Annotated in this window: 19 protein-coding genes; 16 read left to right on the top strand and 3 right to left on the bottom strand. The window is 52.2% G+C overall.

Annotated elements, in window-relative coordinates:
* The first annotated feature begins 305 nt into the window (after window positions 1–305).
* The 15 genes from DFP95_RS27305 to DFP95_RS27375 all read left to right on the top strand — a co-directional run bounded on the left by DFP95_RS27305 (window position 306) and on the right by DFP95_RS27375 (window position 17972).
* The gene (locus DFP95_RS27305) at window positions 306–1421 is read left to right on the top strand and encodes a GntR family transcriptional regulator (protein ID WP_115995848.1); all 1116 of its coding nucleotides are present in this window, start codon (window positions 306–308) and stop codon (window positions 1419–1421) included.
* Between the two features lie 183 nt (window positions 1422–1604).
* Entirely contained in the window at window positions 1605–2936 is a 1332-nt protein-coding gene (locus DFP95_RS27310; RefSeq protein WP_115995849.1) for an ABC transporter substrate-binding protein, read from the top strand.
* A gap of 108 nt (window positions 2937–3044) precedes the next feature.
* The gene (locus DFP95_RS27315; RefSeq protein WP_115995850.1) at window positions 3045–4337 is read left to right on the top strand and encodes a glycoside hydrolase family 125 protein; all 1293 of its coding nucleotides are present in this window, start codon (window positions 3045–3047) and stop codon (window positions 4335–4337) included.
* 38 nt (window positions 4338–4375) lie between these two features.
* Window positions 4376–5260, top strand: a complete 885-nt coding sequence (locus DFP95_RS27320; RefSeq protein WP_115995851.1) for a carbohydrate ABC transporter permease — start codon at window positions 4376–4378, stop codon at window positions 5258–5260.
* Between the two features lie 16 nt (window positions 5261–5276).
* Complete coding sequence (locus tag DFP95_RS27325; RefSeq protein ID WP_245988016.1) at window positions 5277–6170, top strand: carbohydrate ABC transporter permease; 894 nt, start codon at window positions 5277–5279, stop codon at window positions 6168–6170.
* Between the two features lie 3 nt (window positions 6171–6173).
* Window positions 6174–7352: a glycoside hydrolase family 76 protein gene (locus tag DFP95_RS27330; RefSeq protein WP_115995852.1), complete on the top strand. Its 1179-nt coding sequence runs from the start codon at window positions 6174–6176 to the stop codon at window positions 7350–7352.
* Between the two features lie 22 nt (window positions 7353–7374).
* The gene (locus DFP95_RS27335) at window positions 7375–8457 is read left to right on the top strand and encodes a glycoside hydrolase family 76 protein (RefSeq protein ID WP_245988018.1); all 1083 of its coding nucleotides are present in this window, start codon (window positions 7375–7377) and stop codon (window positions 8455–8457) included.
* Window positions 8458–8636: 179 nt separating this feature from the next.
* Window positions 8637–10820: a Tex family protein gene (locus DFP95_RS27340; protein WP_115995853.1), complete on the top strand. Its 2184-nt coding sequence runs from the start codon at window positions 8637–8639 to the stop codon at window positions 10818–10820.
* Window positions 10821–11035: 215 nt separating this feature from the next.
* Window positions 11036–12409: an ABC transporter substrate-binding protein gene (locus tag DFP95_RS27345; RefSeq protein WP_115995854.1), complete on the top strand. Its 1374-nt coding sequence runs from the start codon at window positions 11036–11038 to the stop codon at window positions 12407–12409.
* 93 nt (window positions 12410–12502) lie between these two features.
* Complete coding sequence (locus DFP95_RS27350) at window positions 12503–13381, top strand: carbohydrate ABC transporter permease (RefSeq protein WP_115995855.1); 879 nt, start codon at window positions 12503–12505, stop codon at window positions 13379–13381.
* A complete protein-coding gene (locus DFP95_RS27355) occupies window positions 13381–14226 on the top strand; it encodes a carbohydrate ABC transporter permease (protein WP_115995856.1) in 846 nt (281 codons plus the stop codon). Before DFP95_RS27350 ends, DFP95_RS27355 begins: the two co-directional genes overlap by 1 nt.
* Window positions 14227–14343: 117 nt before the next feature.
* Window positions 14344–15282: a helix-turn-helix transcriptional regulator gene (locus DFP95_RS27360; protein WP_115995857.1), complete on the top strand. Its 939-nt coding sequence runs from the start codon at window positions 14344–14346 to the stop codon at window positions 15280–15282.
* 42 nt (window positions 15283–15324) lie between these two features.
* On the top strand, window positions 15325–16461 hold the full coding sequence (locus DFP95_RS27365) for a glycosyltransferase WbsX family protein (RefSeq protein ID WP_115995858.1): 1137 nt from the start codon (window positions 15325–15327) through the stop codon (window positions 16459–16461).
* Window positions 16462–16604: 143 nt separating this feature from the next.
* Window positions 16605–17087, top strand: coding sequence for an Rrf2 family transcriptional regulator (locus tag DFP95_RS27370; RefSeq protein WP_115995859.1), 483 nt, complete (start codon window positions 16605–16607; stop codon window positions 17085–17087).
* Window positions 17088–17315: 228 nt separating this feature from the next.
* Window positions 17316–17972: a nitroreductase family protein gene (locus DFP95_RS27375; protein WP_115995860.1), complete on the top strand. Its 657-nt coding sequence runs from the start codon at window positions 17316–17318 to the stop codon at window positions 17970–17972.
* Between the two features lie 79 nt (window positions 17973–18051).
* On the opposite strand, the gene cmpA is transcribed toward DFP95_RS27375, so the two are convergent.
* Both cmpA and DFP95_RS27385 read right to left on the bottom strand, forming a co-directional pair.
* Window positions 18052–18192 carry a cortex morphogenetic protein CmpA gene (cmpA, locus tag DFP95_RS27380; protein ID WP_115995861.1) on the bottom strand — a complete coding sequence of 47 codons (141 nt, stop codon included), beginning with the start codon at window positions 18190–18192 and terminating at the stop codon, window positions 18052–18054.
* A gap of 89 nt (window positions 18193–18281) precedes the next feature.
* Entirely contained in the window at window positions 18282–18638 is a 357-nt protein-coding gene (locus tag DFP95_RS27385; protein WP_115995862.1) for a hydrolase/acyltransferase, read from the bottom strand.
* 122 nt (window positions 18639–18760) lie between these two features.
* Between DFP95_RS27385 and DFP95_RS27390 the strand changes: the two genes are divergently transcribed.
* Entirely contained in the window at window positions 18761–19261 is a 501-nt protein-coding gene (locus tag DFP95_RS27390; protein WP_115995863.1) for a SprT family protein, read from the top strand.
* On the opposite strand, the gene DFP95_RS27395 is transcribed toward DFP95_RS27390, so the two are convergent.
* Complete coding sequence (locus tag DFP95_RS27395) at window positions 19258–20703, bottom strand: DHA2 family efflux MFS transporter permease subunit (RefSeq protein WP_181907638.1); 1446 nt, start codon at window positions 20701–20703, stop codon at window positions 19258–19260. The genes DFP95_RS27390 and DFP95_RS27395 overlap by 4 nt on opposite strands.
* Window positions 20704–20718 lie beyond the last annotated feature (15 nt).

Consider the following 20718-nt stretch of genomic DNA (forward strand, 5'->3'; position numbering starts at 1 on the left):
ATCTGTTTATCCGTTTTTAAAGGATTTTAGAAAAGGATGCGGACGAACCATTTTTCATTCATGGCGATGATGCTGGCATCATCTTTGGTTAGTAACGAAATCGAGCTAACTCGACCCGCCACGGCAGATCGTAGCCGTTGATCGAGGTCCCGGAGGTCTCATACAAATAAGACAAGGGCCGCAGCTCGCCGTATTTCGGCGGGGCTGCGGTTTTTGTTTTCGCCTAGTACGCGATAGAATCATCTTGATAGGAATCTAATTCTTATGTATAGTTGATATATCATGATACATCAAGGGATGATGAAATGGACGGCCCACTCTACGAGCAGATTTATAATCATGTTTTAGAGAAAATCAAAAGCGGCGAGCTGCAAAGCGGGACGCGCGTTCCATCGGAGAAGGAGCTGGCCGATCAATTCGGCGTCAGTCGCATTACTTCCAAGAAGGCGCTAGAGATGCTGTCGGCTAATCGATTGATCGAGCGAGTGCAAGGGAAGGGTTCTTTCGTGGCGGATGGTTTACCGGAATTGGGAGAAGCGCTCCAAGCGCCGGCCAAAGGTCCCCAAAGCTGGAAGCTGGTAGGTCTGATACTTCCGGACTTCGCGGATTCCTACGGTCTTAGGCTCATACACGGTGTGGAGGAAAGATGTTCGGAGCTTGGAGGCCGGATGTTGATGAAGATCACCTACGATAAGCGTGAGGAAGAAGAAGCGGCGATTCGCTCGTTCCTGCAACTGGGAGTTGACGGATTCATTATTTTCCCCGTTCACGGCGAGCACTATAATTCGGAATTGCTTCGTCTCGTATTGGATAAGCACCCTCTCGTGTTCGTGGATCGTTATTTGAAGGGGCTCGCCGCTTGCTCGGTTTACACGGACAATCGCGCGGCCGCGTACGACATCACGAAGTACTTGCTTGACAGAGGGCATAGCCAGATCGGCTTCATCTCGCTGCCCATCGAGAACACTTCCACGATCGAAGATCGGATACAAGGCTATACGGATGCGCTTATCCAACATGGACAACGTCTTAATCCGCAGCATCTAATGACCAATCTGTACAGCTCCATTCCCCGTTCGTTCGAGGAGCGCAATGTCCAAGTAGACTTCGAGAACGTCAAGAAATTCGTGGAGCTCAACCCCGAGTTGTCTTCCTTCGTAGTCGTCGAATACAATCTTGCTCTCATTTTACGGGAAGTGTTGCTCTCTATGGGCAAAGATATTCCGGGTGAATGCAGTATCGTATGCTTCGATTCCCCGCGTAATCCGTTCAATAAATTTCTATTTACCCATGTCAGCCAGGATGAGTTCGCCATGGGCCAGCGTGCGGTGGAATTGCTCCAGCAGCAATGGGAGTCCAAGGGAGTCCCATTCAATAACACGGTTCCCTATACGATCATTAAAGGCGATTCGACAAATTAAATCTTATTTCTCATTGATAATCCAAGAGCCCGGATGCAGATTCGGGTTTTTTTATCTCTTTTCGACCCAAAACCAACATGTTGGTATATAAAATATTAATAATTTTTATATTGACATACTAATATAACGCCATTAGTATACTATTTGTAAGCGCTTAAAAAATTCGGTAGGGGGCTTTCGAAAATGAAGAAGTGGATGGGCTTGGCACTTACCAGCGTGATGCTACTGTCGATACTGGCCGGTTGCAGCAGCAACAACGATAAAAACGGAGCTGTATCATCTCCGGGGGCGTCATCGCCGGCAGCCGAGGGTAGCTCCCCTAATGAGGAGAACGGCAAACCCGTAGAGCTTACATTCTGGGGCGATTGGGGCGGCGAAGGTCAGAAGCAGTTCGAGACGATGGTCGATGCATTCAACAAATCCCAAGACAAGATCCGCGTCAAGTACGTGCTTCAGCAGGATATGATCACGAAGTTCCTGACCGCGGCAACTTCCGGAGGTTCTCCCGACATCATGTTCTGGGATCGCTGGCGCACGAACCTCTACGCTCCGAAGAATGTGTTGCACCCTATCGACGAATACATGGAGCGCGACGGAATCTCTACCTCGGATTATTACGACGAGGCTCTCAAGGAGCTTAGCCACGGCGGCAAGCTATACGGACTTCCTTTAACGGTTGACGCGCGAGCGCTATTTTACAATAAAAAGCTGTTCGCCGAAGCGAACCTCCAACCGCCTACAACTTGGGAAGAGCTAGCTACGGCAGCCAAGAAGCTGACGAAATGGAACGGCAACAAGCTGGAAGTCGCCGGATTCTCGTTCGCGGACGCAGGACTGTTCAACATGTACTTCCAACAAGCGGGCGGACAGATGTTGAACGCGGCGAACGATGCAACCGATTTCAATAACGACAAGGGCTTATCCGTACTTAACCTGTGGGATCGAATGTTGAATCAAGACAAAGTCTATAAGCTCGGTTTCGAGCAAGGTCTGGGAGAAGGCCAGGATGCTTTCGTAACGGGTAAGCTTGCCATGCAGTACACGGGACCATGGATGCTCAGCACTTATAAAAAATACGGCAAGGATCTCGAATTCGGAATCGTACCTCCACCGGTCGGACCTAACGGAGACAAAGGAAGCGTAATGGGCGGCTTCGGTCTCGTCATCGGAGAAGGCTCCAAGCATAAAGAAGAAGCTTGGCAGTTCGTTAAGTGGTGGCTCGCAAACAAAGAAAACTATTTGATGTGGTCCAAGATGAGCTTGAACATTCCAGGCTACAAACCGGCGCTCGACGATCCGTTCTTCAAGGACGATCCGGCATGGAAGCCGTTCCTGGATACGCTCGAATTCGCTAAAATCAGACCGCAGCATCCGGGCTACTCCGTCATGGAAGGCGATGGACTCGTGCCGAACCTGCAATTGTTCCTCGAGGGTAAGCAAGATGCCGCCGCAACGCTTAAGAAAGCGCAAGAGCAAGGCGACCGGTTATTGAAAGACAACGCCGAAACGAAATAACCAACCGGTAAATGCCGATCATGCGCGCAAGAAGGCTAGAAAAGGGAGGAGAAGGCTGACCTCCCTTTTCCTTTTATAAACAGATGAATTTGAAGGAGTGGAACTACCATGGCTCAACTAGCGGGCACGCTCGAAGCGCTGAACAACTGGATCGAGAACGTGCAGCAGAAGCTCCAAAGCCGTCCCAAGACGCAAGCCATGTTCGAAACCTGCATTCGCAATACGATAGAGACGACATTTCGCGAGCTCCCGGACGGGACGACATTCGTCATCACCGGCGACATCCCCGCCATGTGGCTACGGGATTCGGCCGCTCAAGCAAGACCGTACATGCTGTTGGCCTCGAAGGATCCCGCAATCGAACGCTTGCTCCGGGGAATCGTCGAAAGACAGCTTCGTTACGTCATTCATGATCCGTACGCAAATGCGTTCAACGAGTCGCCCAACGGTCAGGGACATCAGGACGACGATACGGCAATGACGCCTTGGATCTGGGAGAGGAAGTATGAAGTAGACTCCCTATGTTATCCGCTCCAATTGGCTTATCTATTATGGAAGAATACGGGGTCGACAAGCCAATTCAACGATACGTTCCAGGAAGCGGCAAAGCTGATCCTGACCGTGTGGACGCAAGAACAAAACCATGAAATGAACTCGGAATACCGTTTCGAACGCGGAAACTGTCCGGTTACAGATACGCTTCCAAGAGACGGAAGAGGAACGCCGACCGGCAAGACGGGCATGACGTGGTCGGGCTTCCGACCCAGCGACGACGCATGCGCATACGGTTATTTAATCCCCTCCAACATGTTCGCCGTCGTGGTTCTCCGTTATCTCGCGGAGATCGCCGAAGCGGTGCTTAACGATCTCGAATTGAAAGATAAGGCATTGACTCTGGCCGATGAAATCGACCGTGGCATTCGGCAGTACGGTACTTTCGAACATCCGGTTTACGGCACGATATTCGCTTACGAAACCGACGGGTTAGGCAATCATAACCTCATGGACGACGCTAACGTGCCCAGTTTATTATCGATTCCTTATTTGAGCTACGCGAGCTCGGACGATCCGATCTACAAGAATACGAGATCGTTTATTCTAAGCGAGGACAATCCCTATTTTTACGAGGGATCGGCCACTTCCGGAATCGGCAGTCCGCATACGCCAAGCGGCTATATCTGGCACATCGCGCTGGCGATGCAAGGCCTGACAGCGCAGTCGCCGGAGGAGAAGGCCAGATTGCTCGATCTTCTGGAACGGACGGACGGCGACAAAGGCATGATGCACGAAGGCTTCGATGCGAACGACCCGAACAAGTACACGAGGGAATGGTTCTCCTGGGCGAATATGATGTACTGCGAGCTCGTTCTGGACGTTTGCGGTATTCGAGTCGCCGGATGATCCTTGAACCCATCAAGCAATGAAAGGACGGAAGACCGATGCTACGTAGCAAGCTGAACGGCCATCAAGCCCGAATGGGATACTTGTTTATCACGCCGACCATACTTCTCTTCGCGGTGTTCACCGTTATACCCGTAGTCATGGCTTTTTATCTCAGCTTCACCAATTACGACGTGCTCAGCCGCATGGATTGGGTCGGCTTGGATAATTATCGGAAGCTCATCGCCGACGATTTGTTGTGGCAGACTTTCCGCAATGTCCTTTATTACACCGTGATCTTCGTACCGCTAAATATTCTGACTTCCTTGCTGGTCGCATTGCTTCTGAATCGCGCTAGCAAGGGTGTTAAGGTCTTCCGAACGCTGAATTACTTGCCGACGTTGACGTCGGCCGTTGCCGCGGCCACCGTATGGTTATGGGTACTCCATCCCGAATTCGGTTTGCTTAACGGATTCTTGAGTTATTTCGGAATTACGGGTCCCGCATGGCTGTCCCAATCCGGCACGGCCATGACTTCGGTCATCATGGTTACCCTATGGCAGGCGATCGGTTCGAACATGGTCATCTATTTGGCGGGACTGCAAGGCGTTCCCGATTACCTGTACGAATCCGCGAAGCTGGACGGCGCGAACGCCGTGCAAAGGTTCCGCTTCATTACTTGGCCGCAGCTAAGGCCGACGACGTTCTTGGTCAGCACGATGTCCATTATCGGAGCGCTTCAGCTCTTCGATCAAGCGTTCGTTCTTACTCAAGGCGGACCGGCTAACGCCACGAAGACTCCGGTATATCTCATCTATCAGCAAGGCTTTAACCAATTGCAAATGGGATACGCTTCTTCTCAGGCATTCGTCTTGGCGCTTGCTATTTTGATATTCTCGTTGATCAACATGAAGCTGTCCAAAGCGGAAGAGTCAATCGTATAGAAAGCGGTGATCGGCTGTGAAATCTACTTACTCAAGCAATCCGGCATATCTTCGGGCGCTTCGTTCGACTGTTTTCTACGTCATAGCCACCATCGTTTCTTTGGTCATGTTCATGCCTTTCTTATGGAGCGTGCTCACGTCCCTGAAGCCGGACGACGAAATCTTCGCGTTTCCGATCCGGTGGCTGCCTTCCCGATTCACGTTAGAGCACTATTCGGACGCCTTCAATACGGTTCCTTTCCTCAGATATTTCGGCAACTCCTTCTATCTTGCGATCATGGGCGTGCTGACGAACTTATTTTTCGGATCCTTGGGAGGTTACGCGTTCGCAAAGCTGAATTTCAAGCTGAGCAAACCGATCTTCCGCATCCTGCTGGCGGCTATGATGATTCCGGGCGTCGTCACGATGATCCCGAGCTTCTATGTCCTGATGCATTTGCCTTTCCTCGGAGGCAACGATTGGACGGGCTCCGGCGGGAACGGCTTGCTGAATTCGTTCTGGGCTATCATTCTTCCGGGGGCATCCGGTACGTTCGCAGTGTTCTTCATGCGCCAATTTTTCCTGACGCTTCCGAGCGACATGATGGAGATGGCGAGAATCGAAGGGGCGGGAGAATTCCGCATTTTCTTGCAGATCTACCTGCCGCTGACCAAGCCGGCTCTCGCAACGTTGGGCATCTTCACCTTCCAGGCGGGATGGAACTCGTTCCTATGGCCGATGATCGTGCTGAACGATCCGCTGAAGCACACGATTCAGATGGGCCTGCAAGCCTTCTCTTATAACCATCAGACGGATTTCGGCCCGATGATGGCCGGCGCGCTGGTCGCGATCGTACCGATCCTGATTTTGTTTATTCTTCTGCAACGGTATTTCGTGCAAGGAATCGCCTTCAGCGGCGTGAAAGGTTAGCGTATGGTTCCTCATCGGTTAAAGTCCGGACTATGGTTGTCGGGACTCGCGATAGCGGCGATTCTGGCAAGCTTGGCGATCTTCAATCCTTCGCTTTTCACCTTCGAAAACGGCGGAGGACAATCGGAGAAATGGGATAAAAGAGCGGAATCGGCCAGCGATGAACTGAGGGAATCCTTCTGGGACGACAAACGGAAAATGTTCAACAACGCGTCGCCTTGCATCCTGCAATCGTGCAGCGACCCGTTCAATTATTGGTGGCAGGCGCATGCAGCGGATACGCTGCTCGACGAGTACGCGCGAACCGGCGACGAGGAAACGAAGCGAATGATCGGCGAATTGTTCGAAGGCATTAGGGATCGCAACGCCGGTGTGTGGCCTAACAATTATTACGACGACATGGAGTGGATGGCGCTCGCATGGCTTAGAGCTTACGACTTGTTGAGAGACGAGAAGTACAAAGACGCCGTCATGGATCTGTGGGCGGACATTCGGACCGGTTGGAACGAGCAGATGGACGGAGGCATCGCGTGGCGCAAAGAGCAATTGGACTACAAGAACACGCCGGCCAACGCGCCCGCGGTTATACTGGCGGCCCGCTTGTATCAACGATTCGGGAACGAAGCAGACCTGGAATGGGCAAAACGCATCTATGATTGGCAGAAGCGGGTTCTGGTCGATCCGGAAACCGGGCTGGTCTGGGACGGCATTAATCGAACGGGCGACGGGAACATCGACGTCGACTGGAAGTTCACCTACGGGCAAGGCGTCTTCATCGGAGCCGCGTTGGAGTTATTCGATGCGACGGGTGAACAAGCTTATTTAACGGACGCTCGACTAACGGGCAGCTATGTCGTGAATAGCATGGCCAGTCCGGCAACCGGACTGCTTCCGAACGAAGGCGACGGAGACGGCGCCATGTTCAAGGGCGTGCTTGTCCGTTATTTAGGCGAGTTAGCTCAGCTGGACGGAGGGGAAAGAAACGAAATCGCTTCGATGATCATGGCGAATGCCGATAGCTTATGGGATTACGGCCTAAATGACGAGATTCCTAGATTCGGGCCATCTTGGGCGCAACCGCCGGAGGAGCTTGTCCAATTAAGCTCGCAGTTGAGCGGAAATATGCTGTTGGAGCAAGCGGCGATATTAGAGAAGTTAGGATTAGCGAAATCGAACAAATAGAAACGAAAAGGAGCGGTGCGGAGTGGAAACGAACAAACGGATGGGGTCTGACATGGCAGACCGCGCGCAACTGGCGCTTCGCGAGCTTTTTTGGAATCCGGATACGAGAATGTACGACATCGAGACGCCGTGTCCCGGAGGCGTTTGCAATACGATTTTCCACTATTGGTGGATGGCGCATGCGGTCGAGACGTTGGTAGACGGATTAACCAGAACCGGAAATGCCCAATATAGCGCGACTTTGAACGAATTGTACGAGGGTTTGTTGAGGCGCAACGGAGGAGCTTGGCCGAATGCTCTCTACGACGATATGGAATGGATGGCGATCGGTTGGTTAAGGGCATACGAGGCGACGAAAGAGGAGAAATACAAACAAGCGGCGCTCGTGCTATGGGCGGACGTCAAGACCGGCTGGAACGATCATATGGGCGGGGGAATCGCTTGGCAGAAAAGCCAACTGGACTATAAGAATACGCCGGCCAACGCGCCGGCCGTTATTTTAGCAGCCAGGTTGCACCGCGCTTTCGGCAACGGCGAAGATTTGGAGTGGGCGATCCGGATATACGATTGGCAGAAAAAAACGCTGGTCGATCCGGATAGCGGCTTCGTCTGGGACGGAGCGAATCGGACCGGCGACGGAACGATCGACAAGGTTTGGGAGTTCACGTATTGCCAAGGCGTTTTCGTGGGTGCGGCGCATGAGCTTTACAGAACGACCGGCGACGAAAGCTATCTTCTCGACGCCGAGCGTACCGCGAACGTAGCGTTCGCTAGATTGACGAACAAGGACAGCTCATTGCTTCCGAATGAGGGGAAAGGCGATGGAGGACTGTTCAAAGGCATTCTTGTCCGATACGCGGCTAACTTGGCATCCGATTATCCTGACCGTTTTCCCGAACTCGCCAACCTGATTATGCGCAACGCGATGTCCATGTGGAATGAAGGCCGGGAAACGAATTTAACGCTATTCGGTCCGGACTGGAATAAGCCGCCGGAGTCCCCCGTGGAGCTCGGAACTCAAATTAGCGGCATCATCTTGCTGGAAATGGCCGCGAAGCTCGAGGAACTCGGTATCCCGTTCCCGATGAGTATCGAGACGACATGACGACGGGCTTGTATTCATCGAATAGTAGATAAGATATTGCTATTCGATTCGACAAGAGGTTGCTTCGGAGGTCTTCCAAGACCGCGGAGCAACCTCCGTTTTCGGTTGACGCTTGATTTATCGGGCCCGGGAGCGACATAATAATAGGATGCACAATTAGTCGCGGGGGGCACTTATCGATGAGCGTTGGCAATGAGACGGCAGTACAGGCTGCTACGCAAGAAAGAATGATCAAACAAATCGCCGCCGAGCTTGGAATCGGATTGGGACAGGTTCGGACGGTCGCGACTTTATTGGACGACGGGAACACGATTCCTTTTATCGCCAGATATCGCAAGGAAATGACGGGAGAGCTCGACGAGGTGCAGCTGCGCGCCATCGACGATCGCCGAACCTATTTGAAAGGGCTGGAGGATCGCAAGAGCGAAGTGATCCGGCTCATAGAGGAACAGGGCAAGCTGACTCCGGAGCTGCAAGCCGCCATCGAGAAGGCGGTCAAGCTTCAAGAGGTGGAGGATCTTTATCGGCCCTATCGGCAAAAACGGAAAACCCGCGCAAGCGTCGCCAAGGAACGAGGGTTAGAGCCGCTATCGCAATGGCTGTTATCGCAACCGAGACAAGGAGATCTGCTCGGAGAGGCAGCCAAATACGTGGACCCGGATAAAGGAGTACATACGCCGGAAGAAGCGATTCAAGGCGCATCCGACATCGTGGCCGAAGGTCTCGCGGACGATGCCGACATTCGGCGCTGGGTACGCAGGTTCACTTGGGATCAAGGGATATTGTACAGCAAAGCCAAAGACGCGGAAGCGGAATCCGTGTACGAAATGTATTATAAGTACTCTGAGCCTGTTAAGCGATTGCCGCCCCACCGGGTTCTGGCGATGAATCGGGGCGAACGCGAAGACGTGCTGGGCGTGTCCATAGACGTACCGACCGAGCGGATCGTAGAAGAGTTGAACAGAAGAACGCTTAGAGGACCTTCGATTACTCGGGATACGTTAGCCGCGGCAGCCGAGGATTCCTATAAACGTCTAATCTCTCCTTCCATCGAAAGAGAGCTGAGGGGCGAGTTGACGGAGAAGGCCGAAGAGCATGCGATCGGCATTTTCTCCGAGAACTTGCGTAACCTCCTGTTGCAACCTCCCGTGAAGGGGCGCGTCGTGCTCGGAGTAGACCCGGCTTACCGTACGGGCTGTAAGCTCGCCGTCGTCGACGATACGGGCAAGCTGATGGAAGTAGCCGTCACATACCCGACCCCTCCGCATAACAAGAAAGCAGAGGCGGAAGTCGTATTCCGCCGCTTGATCAGCCAGTACGGCATACAATTGATAGTCATCGGCAACGGAACGGGCTCCCGGGAGACGGAGCAATTCGTCGTGGGTATTATCCATTCCTTGCCCGAACGGAAGCTTCAGTATTTGATCGTCAACGAAGCGGGGGCAAGCGTCTATTCGGCTTCGAAGTTGGCGGCGGGGGAGTTTCCCGATCTGGACGTCTCCGAGCGCAGCGCGGTGTCGATCGCCCGCCGCTTGCAGGATCCGTTGGCGGAGCTCGTCAAGATCGAGCCCAAAGCGATCGGCGTAGGCCAGTATCAGCACGATGTCACGCAGAAGAGATTGGACGAAAGCTTGTCCGGAGTCGTGGAGTCGGCGGTTAACCATGTCGGCGTGGACGTGAATACGGCATCTCCTTCGCTTCTTTCTTACGTGTCCGGAATCAATGCGACGCTAGCCAAAAATATAGTGAAGCTGCGGGAAGAAACGGGCAAATTCGTCGAGAGGAAGCAATTGCAGAAGGTGCCGCGCCTAGGCGCCAAGGCATACGAGCAGTGCGCGGGATTTCTCCGCATCTCGGACGGCAAGAACCCGCTCGACAGCACGCCGATTCATCCGGAATCCTACGAGGTCGTCGGCAAGCTGTTTAAGGATCTTGGCTTAAAGTTGAACGATATCGGTTCGGAGCCGCTCAAGGAAAAGCTGAAAGAGGTTCGCCTAGAGGAAATTTCCGAGCGCCTAGAGGTCGGAGTGCCGACCCTGCGCGATATCGTCGATAGCTTGCAACGGCCGGGCCGGGATCCCCGCGACGAGCTTCCGCCGCCGATCTTCCATACGGACGTGCTCGATATCGAGGATTTGAAGCCCGGCATGGAATTGAAGGGAACGGTCCGCAACGTCGTCGATTTCGGCGCGTTCGTCGATATCGGGATCAAGAACGACGGCCTCGTGCACATTTCCCAAATCAGCAACAAATTCGTCAAGCATCCGACGGAAGTCGTCGCTGTCGGCGACACGGTCACGGTGTGGGTGCTCGGCTCCGATCTGAAGAAGGGTCGCGTCAGCTTGACGATGCGTCAGCCCTGAGCAGTGCATCAAATGTAAGGAGAATAGGAAGCGGCGGTGCGGGATTGGCTGCACCGCCTTTTTTCGGTTTCGGGCTTTTACCGGCAAGGCTCTTACTTGGCATCGATCACCGAAAGCGTGAAAAAGCACCCTCTACAGTCGTTTTGACCAAATACTTTTATTAATGTAAGCGCTTATAATTAGGAATGTAACGAACACGCCTAGGGGGAATAAATATGAAAAAGCTTGTATTGACCTTGTTAACGACCTGCCTGGTTACCGTATTCTCGTTGGCCGGATGCGGCAACAACGAAGCCGGGAATTCATCCGCGTCCCCATCCGCGTCCCCATCCGCATCCGCCGTCGAGAGCGCGAGTCAGGGTGCCGCAAGCGAAAGCCCGTCCGCAAGCGACGATAAGCCGTTTAAGATGAGAATATCCGCGTGGTTCTTAACCGAGGGAGAGGGAACCAACGATGCCTTCAAGAAGGCAGTCGAAGATAAATTCAAAGAGAAATACCCGAACGGCAGCATTCAATGGGATAACCTGACGGGAGAGAAATATTTCGACAAGCTCAAAGCCGAGCTCGCTTCTTCTTCGGCTGCCGATATTATCTATAGCCAGCAAGTGCCGAGCCTTGGCAAAGCCGGTTACCTGATGGATCTGTCCGGCGAGCCTTGGGTGAGCGACATGGTAGACGCCACCAAGATCGTAGAGGCTTACGACGGTAAAATCTACGGAGCGGCGACGACGATCCAATCTTTCGGCTTCTACTATAACAAGAAAATTTTCGCCGACTTAGGCATAACGCCTCCGAAGACGTTTAACGAGCTTCTCGCAGCCGGGGAAAAGCTGAACGCTGCCAAGATTACCCCGATTACGGTCGGGTTCAAGGATCAATGGACGTTGGATTATTTCTTCGGCGGCTATGCTCAATTGGCGCAAGCGCTGACAAGTCCGACATTCGAAGCCGACGTATTTAACGGTACGCAACAATTGGACGGTCCGGAAACGATAAGCGCGATCGACAAGTTTACGCAATTAGCGCAGAAAAACATGTTCAACAAGAGCGCGCTGAGCATCGATTGGCCGCAAACCCAAATCGAATTCGCCTCGGGCAAAGCGGCAATGATCTATCAAGGACCATGGATGGCGCAAGTCACCGAAGATACGTTTACGAGCAAAGGCTTTGATCCTTTCGAAGTCGGATTTTTCCCTCTCAGCGACGAGAACGGCAAAGTGATCATGGGCGTAGGTCCGGATCATAGCGTCTCCATTAATGCCAAAACGGAGCATCCGCAGGAAGCCAAAGATTTGCTCTCCCTTATTTTAAGTCCCGAATTGATTGCCGTTCATGCGGGAGATGGCGGTATGTCCGGCATGAAGAGCGCGAACATCGAAGCCAAGCTTCCCGCAATGAAGGAATTGCTCGACGTCCTGAAGAATAGTCCGACCACTTACCAATGGGGCTCCTATTATCCTCCATCCGTCAAAACGGGCATTCTGAATCTCGTGACCAAGATTATCGGAGGCGGTAAGGCTGGCGACGGAGAGCTGGACGAAGTAAAGAAAAATTACGAGAAAGACAAGAGCTTGATTATTTTACCGTAAGCTGCTAAAGCTAATCCCCCAAATTAGGGAAACGCGGCGACGAGGAGATGCTGATCTCCTCTTCGCTCTATTCCAGAAGCAAGGTGATCGAATATGCATCCAACGCGCAAGAGGCTCGTATACGGAATCGCCTTTACTCTTCCGGCACTGCTCATTTTCCTGCTGTTTACCTTCTATCCGTTCGTCAGTAGCTTGTACTACTCGTTCACGGAATGGGATATCGTCAGCAAGCCGAAATTCATCGGCTTAGACAATTACCGAAACCTGCTGGACGACCGATTATTTATCCGGTCGGCCGTGAACACGCTGACGATTTGCCTGTTCGTCGTTATTTTGCAAAATCCGCTTTCGTTGCTGCTGGGACTGGTCTTAAACAAACCGTTTCGTTCCAGTTACTTTCTAAGGACGGCTTTCTACTTGCCGTTGATCGTTTCCCTTGTCGTCATATCCGTGACATGGTCTAATCTGCTGCAGTACGACGGAGTATTCAACGAAATATTGATTCGTCTCGGAGCCGAGACGATCATCCGAGATTGGTTGGGAACGACGTCTACGGCCCTGTCTTCCATCATCTTGATTCAGCTATGGTACGGAACGGGTTACGGAGCGGTGATATACCTGGCGGGTCTGCAGTCTATCCCCCATGAAGTTTACGAATCCGCCCAGATCGACGGCGCTCAGGGATGGAGTAAATTCAGATTCATAACCTTCCCTCTGTTAATGCCTTCGTTTACGATATGCACGTTTCTAGGAATGGTCGGCGCGCTGAAGTTTTTCGAAATGCCTTATATTATGACGAACGGCGGGCCGGGCGACGCGACCTCAACATTGGCGCTCGTCATCTACAACTTCGCCTTCAAGAACAATACGTTCGGTTACGCGACGGCGGCGGGTATTCTGTTCATGATCGCGATCTCCATCGTTACGGCGTTACAGCTCAAGTTGACGAGAAGCAGGGAGGTCGAATATTAATGCACTCCTCTTCCGTTAGAAGTTTGCGCGAGAAATTCTTCGACCGCTTGCTCGAGATCGGGATGATTATCCTGGCGCTGCTCGTACTCTATCCTTGTTATTACATGTTCGAAGCAAGCGTCAAGCTCCCTAAGGAATTCTACGAACCGCTTAAATTCCCGAGCCGTATTTTCTGGGGGAATTACGACAACGTATTCGAAAGGGTTCAGGTAGGGCGCGCGTTATTGAATACTTTGCTCATCTGCGGCGGGACGCTGGTATTACTTATTATCGTGGCTTCGATGGCGGGCTATACGATTTCCCGTAATCGGCATAAGCTGTTTCAGATTTTGTTCGTCTTGTTTTTGGCGGGGATGATCATTCCTTTCCAGACGAGCATGGTGCCGATCTATAAACTGGCGCAATCGCTTCACCTGATGAATACGAGAACGTTGCTTGTTCTGCTGTATACGGCGGGAACGATTCCTTTTGCCACCATGATCTATGTCGGGTTTACCAAAGGGATTCCTAGAGAACTGGAGGAAGCGGCGAGCATAGACGGATACGGACCGCTGAGAATGTATTGGCTGATCATCTTCCCGTTGCTTCTGCCGGCCACCGGTACGCTTATCGTTACGACCGTATTCGGCTTCTGGAACGATTTTATCGGTCCGCTGCTGTATTTAACCGACAAGGATAAGATGACGTTGATTACGCAGATCTTCGTGTTCAAGTCGGAAAGGTCTAGCGACTGGGGAGGCATCTTCGCGTTATGCTCGTTAGCTACTCTGCCGCTCATTCTCCTGTTCGTCGTCACCCAGAAATACATGATCAAGGGTTTGACCGCAGGCGCCATTAAAGGATAGCCGGTACGCTTGGGCAGGTGCGCTTGTCCCTGTATACGAAATCCCTCTATGGTATTCTTAAATCACTGTAATCGCGGACGATGAACAATGATTAAGAAGATACCGGAGGAATAACCGATGGGTGAACATATGATCAAAAAAATCGACTTCATGAACTTGGCGCCTTACGTGCGGTATATACATGAGCATATTCCCGAGAACAATTCTTTCTACAAACTACCTCCCCGGGTGATCTACGATTACGAAGTGATCTATGTTACCCGAGGCGGATGCCTCTATAACATCGAAGGCGTCGAGTACTTGCTGAGACCGGGCGATATCCATTTCATGCGTCCTCATGTCCGGCATCATTGTTACGATCCCGACGGAAACACTTTCTATTATTACGCGCTGCATTTCGACCTTGCGTATATGGGGGAGCCGTTCGACTTCGATCCGGTCGTATACACGGACGTGGACTATCCGAATCTGGATCAAGTGCCCGTGGACGAGAAGCTGGTAGACCGGCCGGTGTTCGAGCTGGCGGAGATCGATTTTCCTTACGTCATTCATTCGCATGAATCGCACGTGTACCTGGCGTTATTCCGGGAGATGTTGAGCGTTTTCGAAAGCAAGCCCTACGGTTATCATCTGATCATGCGTTCGCTCATGCTGCGGATTCTTCATCAGATGGTGAAGGACATGTCGACCGAAGAGGGAGTCAAGAAAAGCCATCCCCAAGGGGAAAAAGCGACCGAAGCCATTCAATATATGTATAGCCATATGCATGAGGATATCGATATTAACGACATTGCCCAATCGTTATACCTCTCGCCGAATTATTTCCGCACGTTATTCAAGCAAGCGACGGGCAAATCGCCGCTGGAATATTTAACGACGCTTCGTCTGGAGAAAGCGAAAAGCTTGATGGCCGAGAACAAATATACGATCAACGAAATTTCCGGACTGGTCGGTTACCAAGATAGACACCATTTTAGCAAGGTTTTCAAGAAAATCGAAGGCTTGTCCCCGAAAAATTATCTCAATTCTCTCCCCCATCTGGAGGACGACGATTAGAGAAAACGGGGGATACAGCCCGATCATCAAGGAGGAGCTCCCATGTCGAAGCCCAATGAGGTTGCCGTTTATTATTTCCCTAATTATCATATCGATCCCCGCAACGAGGAGTGGCATGGCGCCGGATGGACGGAATGGAATCTCGTGAAAGCCGCAACGCCGAGGTTTCCCGGACATCAGCAACCCAAAGTTCCTTTGTGGGGCTATCTGGACGAATCCGATCCCCGCGTAGCCGAGAAACAAATCGCGGCAGCTGCGGACCATGGCATAACATCGTTTATTTACGACTGGTATTGGTACGAGGATCAGCCGTTTCTCCAACGCGCGCTTGAAGAAGGGTTTATGCAAGCCGCCAATAACGATCGCTTGAAGTTTTCCCTGATGTGGGCGAACCATGATTGGGTCAATATTTTTCCGTTGAAGCGTTCGACGGACGTAACTTTATTAACGAAGGGGCCGACGCCAAGGGAGTCGTTCGATAGGGCGACGGAATACATCATCGACAAATATTTCGCGCATCCCTCGTATTGGCGGGTGGACGGAAAGCTTTACTTTTCGTTGTACGAGCTTGGGAGCTTGATTAAAGGTTTGGGAGGCATCGAGGAAACGAGAGAGGCGCTTCTCGCCTTTCGGGAGCGGGTTAGGCAGGCGGGACTTGGAGAGTTGAATTTGAACGCCGTCGTATGGGGAATACAGATCCTGCCGACCGAGTCGAAAATTCAAGATCCCAGACAAATGGTCGAAGCGCTGGGCTTTGATTCCGTGACTTCTTACGTGTGGATTCACCACACTCCGTTGGAGAGCTATCCGACCGTGTCCTATCCGGAGTACGCCAAGAAATCGATCGAGTATTGGGACGTGCTGCAGGGGGAGCATAGCTTGCCGTATTATCCGAACGTATCGATGGGTTGGGATTCTACGCCGAGAACGACGCAATCCGATACTCACGCGAACGTCGGTTATCCGTATACGCCCGTATTGGTGGACAATACGCCGGAGCAATTCGAGAAGGCGCTACGAGAGGTCAAGAATTATCTGGATCGAGACCATCTGACTACGCCGATCGTAACCGTCAATTCTTGGAACGAATGGACGGAAGGCAGCTACCTGGAGCCGGACACGGTTCATGGCTTAGGTTATCTGGAAGCGATTCGTTCCGTCTTCGGCGTCAGAGGATAATTACGGTAGTCTGAGCAGAAGAATAAGCAACCCCGAGAGGACATCGGTCCTACTCGGGGTTGCTTATTCGAGTAAGAGCTTACATTTACCTCTTGCCCTTGCGTCCGGATTTCGATACAATTCAACCAATTGGAGGCGTTAAAATGAAGCCGGAAAGATGTATCGGATCCCATCATCCCAAATGGTTCGGATTAGCGTTGCAAGCGCTTGTCATCTTGTCGAAGACCAACGCCCAGTCTTGTCCAAGCGCCGAACTAGCCGTGCAGTTGCAGTCCGAAGCAACGTTATTGCGACGTATTCTAGCGACGCTAGTCAAAGGCGGGATATTGGATACGCGTGAAGGCCGCGACGGCGGTTACCGGTTAAAGAAGGATCCCTCGGACATTACGCTTGCGGAAGTATACACGGTTCTGCAGGTAGGCGACCCGATGAGCTTCGGGATCAAGGAAACGGCGGGAACGAATCCTTTCGGTCAGGAGATGCAGGCCATTTTCAGCGATCTTACGTCCGAGATGGAGCGTTCGTTGGTCGATGTGCTGGGAAGGTATACCGTTGAACAGATTGCGGACAGAGCGCAACAATGTCAGGGAAGCTCGATTGCCGAGACGGAGAAAATGAAGAGTTGACAATTTATTTTTTCCGTTCTATACTGTGCAATATACTCAACAGTTAATCGAGTTAGAAACAAATCAGGCTCTCTTTTTTTTGGGTGTTACTGTGTAGAAGTTATCACAGTTCGTTTCAGGAAATGTTATGCTGAAATGATTTGGAGCTCAATTCGTTATGGCCTTTTATTCCGCATAACTGTGCAAATATCACATCAGATTTATAATCGAAATGGAGGATTTAATCATATGTCGAATACAACAGCAACACAAACGCAAAGTCCGTCCTACAAAGAAGTCGCACTCGGACGCCGCTCCGTTCGGGTTTACGATCCGAGCTTCAAAATTTCCAGAGAAGAGCTGACCGAATTGTTCCAAGAAGCGCTACGAGCTCCCTCTACCGCTAACGGTCAGCCTTGGCGATTTCTCGTTATCGACTCTCAGCCGGTGAAGGAAAAGTTGCTGCCGATCGCGAACAACCAACAGCAAATCGTAGATGCGTCCGCAGTGATTGCAGTGCTCGGAGATATGGAAAGCTACAAGCTGCTAGAGACGGTTTTCAGCCGCTCGGTCGAGCTGGGATATATGCCAGAGGCGACTAAAGAAACGCTGCTCCCCAACTACACGAAATTGTTCTCCTCCCTGCCGGCGGAACAAATGAAGAAAGTCCTCTATATCGACGGAGGTCTAGTATCCATGCAATTGATGCTTTCGGCGAAAGCCAGAGGCTACGATACGGTTCCTATGGGCGGATTCGACGGAGCTAAGCTCGTCGAGGCATTCGGAATAAGCGAGCGTTACGTTCCGATCATGCTCATCGCTATCGGTAAGGCGGCTAAAGAAGGTCACCCGACCGCCCGGTTGACGGCGGACGAAGTCGTTAACTGGAACGAATTCACGCTGTAAGAGAACTTGGCACGACAAAAAAGGATCTTCTTATCCAGCCTATACCGGCGGGAGGAAGATCCTTTTTATCGTTGATTATTCAAGGGGTGATTCCTGCGTTTTCCTTTGATTTTTCGGGTTTGACGCGGTAATAGAACCAGCAATCGTTCAATAGACGAATTTGCCTACGGTCTTTTTTCTGAAACGCCGACATGAGTTGGTTGCAAAGCCATTGAGGCATCGGAATCGTCCTCCTCCCATTCACATGCTGTATGAATAGCATATGGAGTTAGGCGGATGACAGTGCAGGTCCGAAGGAGGAATTGCGCTCTAAAGCATATCTTCGTCCTCGTACCATTGCTCCAATTGGGCCTGCAGCGCGCGTATTTCCGTCAGAAGCGACACCAGAGGATAAGAGCCCTCGCGAATCGCCGCGAAGGATTGCTCCAATTCGTTCACGTATTGAAGTCCTCCGATCGGAGATTGATTCTCGTCGAGCAAATCCAGCGCGCGGAATTCGGCGATCGCCTTAGGAAGCTTAGGCACGTTATCGGCGGTTAATTTGGACAATTCTTTATGAAGACGAAGATTCAAGGCGCTTAATTGATACGCATGGGAAGCTGGCATCTCCACGAATTGAAGATCCCCTTGCTCCTGCTGCAAAAGAATATAGGACATTTCAGGCATATGACGCGAACTCCCCTCAACCGATACTACTTGACAGTGTAGCCCAATCCAAGGCTACAATTCAAGTAGGACAAGCCGATCCGTCCATTGACTTGCAATGGCGGCCATTAGGAGGTATAAGAATGACTGATCAGGAGCTGCAGCAATGGATCGAGCGGGTTTCTCTCGCCTACTTCGGGCGACCCTTCTTGCATGCCGCATCCTTTAATTCCAGGCTCCGGACGACCGGAGGCCGTTATTTCACGAAAAGCCATAATATCGAGATCAGCCCACATCAATTAGCCGTCTATGGCCCTGAAGAGACGGAAGCTATTATTAAGCACGAACTATGCCATTATCATTTGCATTTGCAACGTAAAGGCTACCAGCACCGCGACGCCGACTTTAAGCGATTGCTCGTCGAAGTCGGCGCAACGCGACACTGCCGCGCTCTTCCGGGAGCGGCAAGAAGCCTGCCCGTCAGATACATTCTCTCATGCCGCTCTTGCGGGATGAGCTATCCCCGGAAGCGGCGCACGGATCCCCGCAAGTATGCCTGCGGGCGTTGCGGAGGGAAGCTTAAGCTCCTGGAGGTACAGCTTGAGGCCAAAGCTTCAGACACCGTCACTAGGACGGCGGATTAAGAAGCGGAATCCGCAGGCTTGATCGGTTGCTGCTGGCTCGCGGACGAGAACTCCCGGGCTTTGCGAGCGCCGCTTCCGCTTCTGACGAACAAGGCGATGCCCAGGAACGCGATGACCATCATGGAGGCGGCGACGCTCAGGCTTGGGACGATGTGATCCGCGAAATCGAGCGGCGAGCGAATGGCGGCTCCCGATTGGAAGATCAGGCCGCTGATCGCGATGCCGAATACGCCGCCGAGCTCGCGGGTGGCATTGCCCATTCCGCTTGCTTCTCCGGCCGCGTCTTCCGGCACGGAGGAGATCAGCCCGTGGGACAATGGAGTGAAGCTAAGTCCCATGCCGGTTCCCGCCAGCATCATAGGAGCAAGGATATAGACGAACGGGAAATCGAATCCTTGCGATTGAATGACCAAGGCGAACCAGATCAACGCTGCTGCTTGGAACGCTAAGCCCGCGAGCAGGACGGTACGATTACCTAACCGGCTGATCGCGAGTCCGGCAAGCGGGGCCGCGATCATCGTCATCGTCGTCCAAGCCATTTCCCTAACCCCCGCTCCAAGCGGAGAATTACCTTGTGCTTGCTGCAGGAACAAGGTCAAGAGGAAGATAGCCCCGAATACCCCGGCGTTCATCCAGAAGCCCGCGAACGTGTAGAAGGCATATGCTCTGCTGCGGAACAAATCGAAGCGCACGAAAGGGTTCGCCCGGCTTCTCTCCCATAGGTAGAACAATACGAGCAACACGGCGCCGAGTATTATCGAGCCGTATACGATTGGCGTGCCCCACCCCTCCGCATTCCCTCTCTCCATGCCGAAGATCAAACCGAACAATCCCGATGTTAGCAACAGAACGCCTAGCGGATCAAACGGCTTGCGAACGCCTCTCGATTCTTCGAGCCATTTTAATCCCAAGACGAAAGCGACGATTCCGACAGGAATGTTCACGTAGAAAATAACCTGCCAAGGGGCGCCTTCCATGATCAATCCCCCGACGAGCGGCCCGATGCTAAGCCCAAGACCGGATATCCCCGACCATAGTCCGATGGCTGCCGCTCTCTTCTCTGGAGGGAAGGCTGAATTGACTAGCGTGAGGCTCAGAGGAACGATAGCCGCGCCTCCGACGCCCTGAAGGGCTCTAGATAGGATGAGCGCCAACGAGCTATCGCTCAAGCCGGAGAGCAGGGAGCCGAGCGTGAATACTACGACCCCCCCGAGGAATACTTTTTTCCTGCCGATGGAGTCTCCTAAGACGCTGAACGGGATGAGAAGCACCGCGAAGGCGAGAGTATAGGCATTCATGAACCACTCCAGATCGGATAGCGTGGAGCCTAAATCCTCTTGTATAGAGGGAAGCGCGACTCCTAGGACGAGATTATCGAGCATGGCCATGAACAAGGCGATGCAGGTGACGAATAACAAGCGGACGCGTGCGGGTGTGAACATTTGAATTCTCCTTTG

The sequence above is a fragment of the Cohnella lupini genome (assembly GCF_003386205.1).
Lineage (GTDB): Bacteria > Bacillota > Bacilli > Paenibacillales > Paenibacillaceae > Cohnella > Cohnella lupini.

Coding starts and splice junctions, on each gene's coding strand:
- DFP95_RS27305 (WP_115995848.1), top strand. CDS start 306: ATGGACGGCCCACTCTACGAGCAGATTTATAATCATGTTTTAGAGAAA.
- DFP95_RS27310 (WP_115995849.1), top strand. CDS start 1,605: ATGAAGAAGTGGATGGGCTTGGCACTTACCAGCGTGATGCTACTGTCG.
- DFP95_RS27315 (WP_115995850.1), top strand. CDS start 3,045: ATGGCTCAACTAGCGGGCACGCTCGAAGCGCTGAACAACTGGATCGAG.
- DFP95_RS27320 (WP_115995851.1), top strand. CDS start 4,376: ATGCTACGTAGCAAGCTGAACGGCCATCAAGCCCGAATGGGATACTTG.
- DFP95_RS27330 (WP_115995852.1), top strand. CDS start 6,174: ATGGTTCCTCATCGGTTAAAGTCCGGACTATGGTTGTCGGGACTCGCG.
- DFP95_RS27340 (WP_115995853.1), top strand. CDS start 8,637: ATGAGCGTTGGCAATGAGACGGCAGTACAGGCTGCTACGCAAGAAAGA.
- DFP95_RS27345 (WP_115995854.1), top strand. CDS start 11,036: ATGAAAAAGCTTGTATTGACCTTGTTAACGACCTGCCTGGTTACCGTA.
- DFP95_RS27350 (WP_115995855.1), top strand. CDS start 12,503: ATGCATCCAACGCGCAAGAGGCTCGTATACGGAATCGCCTTTACTCTT.
- DFP95_RS27355 (WP_115995856.1), top strand. CDS start 13,381: ATGCACTCCTCTTCCGTTAGAAGTTTGCGCGAGAAATTCTTCGACCGC.
- DFP95_RS27360 (WP_115995857.1), top strand. CDS start 14,344: ATGGGTGAACATATGATCAAAAAAATCGACTTCATGAACTTGGCGCCT.
- DFP95_RS27365 (WP_115995858.1), top strand. CDS start 15,325: ATGTCGAAGCCCAATGAGGTTGCCGTTTATTATTTCCCTAATTATCAT.
- DFP95_RS27370 (WP_115995859.1), top strand. CDS start 16,605: ATGAAGCCGGAAAGATGTATCGGATCCCATCATCCCAAATGGTTCGGA.
- DFP95_RS27375 (WP_115995860.1), top strand. CDS start 17,316: ATGTCGAATACAACAGCAACACAAACGCAAAGTCCGTCCTACAAAGAA.
- cmpA (WP_115995861.1), bottom strand. CDS start 18,192: ATGCCTCAATGGCTTTGCAACCAACTCATGTCGGCGTTTCAGAAAAAA.
- DFP95_RS27385 (WP_115995862.1), bottom strand. CDS start 18,638: ATGCCTGAAATGTCCTATATTCTTTTGCAGCAGGAGCAAGGGGATCTT.
- DFP95_RS27390 (WP_115995863.1), top strand. CDS start 18,761: ATGACTGATCAGGAGCTGCAGCAATGGATCGAGCGGGTTTCTCTCGCC.
- DFP95_RS27395 (WP_181907638.1), bottom strand. CDS start 20,703: ATGTTCACACCCGCACGCGTCCGCTTGTTATTCGTCACCTGCATCGCC.